The sequence below is a fragment of the uncultured Nostoc sp. genome (assembly GCF_964245575.1).
Taxonomy (GTDB): Bacteria; Cyanobacteriota; Cyanobacteriia; order Cyanobacteriales; family Nostocaceae; genus Nostoc.
The window spans coordinates 1-3,415 of sequence record NZ_CAXTNP010000481.1 but is presented as its reverse complement, the minus strand read 5'-3'; the positions used below and the strand labels follow the sequence as shown (position 1 = coordinate 3,415).

The following is a 3,415-nucleotide window of genomic DNA, read 5'->3' as shown; positions in this document are numbered from 1 at the left end:
ACTCTGGTTAAGCTTTTGTTACATACTTATAAATTTCCCCGCCGACTTACTTAAATCTCAGTCAATAATTAGCACTAACAAGCCTTGAGTGCTAATTTTTTTTAATAGTTTGATTTCTTATTAAAGAGTTTCAGTGATTAATTAAGGGGTGTATATAGGAATCGCAAATTGTTTTTGAAAAAATCTAAGTAGTCTTGTAAGGTGTGTTAGACGAAAGTACAGCACCATTTTAAGCTTTTGGTGCGGTACTTTCTGCGCTAACACACCCTATGTGGATTTCAAAAATCAAATCGGAGTTCTATATATTTTTAAGAATTATTTAATTAATTTCCTTACGGATTGTAAAGGCTTAATCCTCCCTAATCCTCCTTAAAAAGGAGGGAATTAGAGCAAGTTTTTTTAGAGGAGTCAGCCGTGTGCATATTTCCCCCATTGAGAGGAATGGCGTAGGTTGGGGGTCGTGGGTAATTATCACTAACCCAAGCGTATTGCTTTAGATGTGGGGTTTAATTTCATATTTTTACTTCCAGTTAAAGATACGAATATTATTAAAGTTAATCACGTCAACTTCTACACTCTGAAGATAACTTGCTAGCTTGAAGTCATCAGTTAGTACAAGATACTTCCCCTTAGATAAAGTCAGGATTCCACTGTCAGTCAGTCCGAATTTGACAAATTTTTCAGTATTAACAGCATCTAAACTATTTACCTAGTATTCCTCTAAAAGAGCAACATTTTTAACAAATTGAGTAAATATTGCAAAGCACTGAGAACGTTCAGGTTCACCAAGTTGATTTGCGAGGCTATTAACTTCTGTCAAAATATTCGGAGTTATTACAAGCTTTTGAAAGCTTGCAATAAATGCAAGCAGAAGCTCATAATCTTCTGCTGGATTGTCCAGCATACATGAAGCAACGTTTAATAATTCGCGCCAAACACAAAATCCGGGGGAAATCCAAAAAAATTACTGTATCTGCAACCGACAAACGAACGTCGAGAGTACCGCTATAGTTACCATCCATAATCCAAGATTCTCGTAGCGTTAGGTCTTGGACTATGCTCTGCTATTCAGCTTTTGGAGTCTCAACCCAGCCAGGATTCCAGTACCAAATATCCAAGTGAATCACTTTTAAGCCTAAGAGGGTTCCCAGTTCGCGGGCTAGGGTAGATTTACCAGCACCTCCAGAACCAATAATTAAGATTTTCTTCACCTTATATTTGCATCTCCCTTTTCAAGCTCATGAGGGTAAGCATTGCTCACCCAAATAACCGTCTTCAGGGCAACTCAATACGCCGCTACAATAGTACCACTACAAGGATTATGCCCAAATATTGATATTATGACAACTGCTACGACTGTAAAAACTGAGTATGAAGCGATTATTGGTCTAGAAACCCATTGTCAGCTGAGTACCAACACCAAGATTTTCTCTAATAGCTCTACAGCATTCGGTGCTGACCCCAATACTAACATTGATCCGGTTTGTATGGGTTTACCTGGGGTCTTACCTGTACTCAATGAAAAAGTATTAGAATACGCCGTCAAGGCTGGTTTGGCACTGAATTGTCAAATCGCTAGATATAGCAAATTTGACCGTAAACAGTATTTTTATCCGGATTTACCTAAAAATTACCAAATTTCTCAATACGATCTACCGATCGCAGAACATGGTTGGTTAGAAATTGAGTTGGTAGATGCTGAGGGGAATCCAACTCGCAAACGCATTGGTATCACACGTCTGCACATGGAAGAAGATGCTGGAAAATTGGTACATGCTGGTAGTGTTGGCGAAGCCTCTCGGAACGAGACTCGCCTCTCCGGTTCTTCCTATTCTCTGGTAGACTACAATCGCGCAGGCGTACCGTTAGTGGAAATTGTCTCAGAACCTGACCTGCGTTCTGGATTAGAAGCGGCTGAATATGCCGAAGAGTTGCGCCGGATTGTCCGGTATCTTGGCGTGAGTGACGGTAATATGCAAGAAGGATCTCTGCGCTGCGATGTCAACATTTCCGTGCGTCCAGTGGGACGAGAGGAATTTGGCACCAAGGTAGAAATTAAAAACATGAACTCCTTCAGCGCCATCCAACGGGCGATTGACTACGAAATTGAGCGTCAAATTGCAGCTATCGTTGCAGGCGATCGCATTATCCAAGAAACTCGGTTGTGGGAAGAAGGCGCTCAACGCACAAGTAGTATGCGGGTGAAGGAAGGTTCTAGCGATTACCGTTACTTCCCCGAACCAGATTTAGCACCAATTGAGGTGACAGATGCCGAATTAGAGAAATGGCGTAGCGAATTACCAGAATTACCAGCCCAAAAACGCCATCATTATGAAAGTGAGTTGGGACTTTCGGCTTACGATGCGCGAGTGCTGACAGAAGATCGTTCGATAGCAGAATATTTTGAAACTGCGATCGCATCTGGAGCAAATCCGAAAGCTGCTGCAAACTGGATTACTCAAGATATCGCCGCCCACCTCAATAAGCAAAAACTCAGTATTACTGAAATCGGCCTAACTCCCACCAATCTAGCTGATATCATCACTCGCATTGAAACGGGCAAAATTAGCAATGCTCAAGCTAAAGAAAAGTTACCAGATTTGCTCACTGGTATTTCTCCTGAAAAAGCCTTTGCAGGTCTTGAGTTAATCACCGATCCTAGTGTACTAGAACCCATCGTTGATGAAGTCATAGCTGCTAATCCCAAAGAACTGGAAAAATATCGCAACGGAAACACCAACCTCAAAGGCTTCTTTGTCGGACAAGTTTTGAAAAAGACAGGCAAACGTGCCGATCCTAAGTTAACTAACGAATTGGTGGAGAAAAAACTGAACGCCTAGTACCGCAAGGCGGAAGTCACGCATTCACGCATTCACGCATTCAAAAGTTTTGTATATCAAGGCTTTTGCAAGTTTTAAAATGGTAGCTTGATTTACGCTCTACTGTGCTAGTACTCTGTCAAGTCAAGTTTGCTGAGTGAGGGATGCAGAGGCGCAGGGGAGCAAAGGGGAATTGCAGTAAGTCTTTCCCCTGTGCCCAATTCCCAATTCCCAATTCCCAATTCCAAGTCAGTATTTTCCCGGTGGTTCTTCACAAAATCTTCATATAAAAGCTGGTGACAACCCGCATACCTAAAATGCTATGCTGTGGTAAGTAGATGCACCCTGATGATCAGGAGAGCTGCCTAAGTGGCTCTCTTTTTTATTTGATTTATGTGGTATTTACGTAAAAGCTTGCTCAAATTTTGAGAAATAATCTTAATAAATAAGTATTATCCCTTACATCATCAGTGATATGGTGTGAGAAAAAGATGCACCGTAATGATCTGGAGAGCGACCCAAGTGGCTCTCCTTTTTTGCTTTAGACATAGGAGTGAAAAAGAATTGTTTTGACGTAGCAATGCTATGTCTCTACA

At 41.4% G+C, this 3,415-nt stretch carries 3 protein-coding genes; 1 reads left to right on the top strand and 2 read right to left on the bottom strand.

Going from position 1 to position 3,415, the window contains the following annotated elements:
* Positions 1-709: 709 nt before the first annotated feature.
* Both ACFFAP_RS37275 and ACFFAP_RS37270 read right to left on the bottom strand, forming a co-directional pair.
* The gene (locus ACFFAP_RS37275) at positions 710-904 is read right to left on the bottom strand and encodes a hypothetical protein (RefSeq protein WP_375515918.1); all 195 of its coding nucleotides are present in this window, start codon (positions 902-904) and stop codon (positions 710-712) included.
* 160 nt (positions 905-1,064) lie between these two features.
* A complete protein-coding gene (locus tag ACFFAP_RS37270) occupies positions 1,065-1,211 on the bottom strand; it encodes a hypothetical protein (protein ID WP_375515917.1) in 147 nt (48 codons plus the stop codon).
* A gap of 129 nt (positions 1,212-1,340) precedes the next feature.
* On the opposite strand from ACFFAP_RS37270, the gene gatB reads away from it, so the two are divergent.
* Positions 1,341-2,840, top strand: a complete 1,500-nt coding sequence (gene gatB, locus ACFFAP_RS37265) for an Asp-tRNA(Asn)/Glu-tRNA(Gln) amidotransferase subunit GatB (RefSeq protein ID WP_375515919.1) — start codon at positions 1,341-1,343, stop codon at positions 2,838-2,840.
* Positions 2,841-3,415 lie beyond the last annotated feature (575 nt).

Coding starts and splice junctions, on each gene's coding strand:
- ACFFAP_RS37275 (WP_375515918.1), bottom strand. CDS start 904: ATGCTGGACAATCCAGCAGAAGATTATGAGCTTCTGCTTGCATTTATT.
- gatB (WP_375515919.1), top strand. CDS start 1,341: ATGACAACTGCTACGACTGTAAAAACTGAGTATGAAGCGATTATTGGT.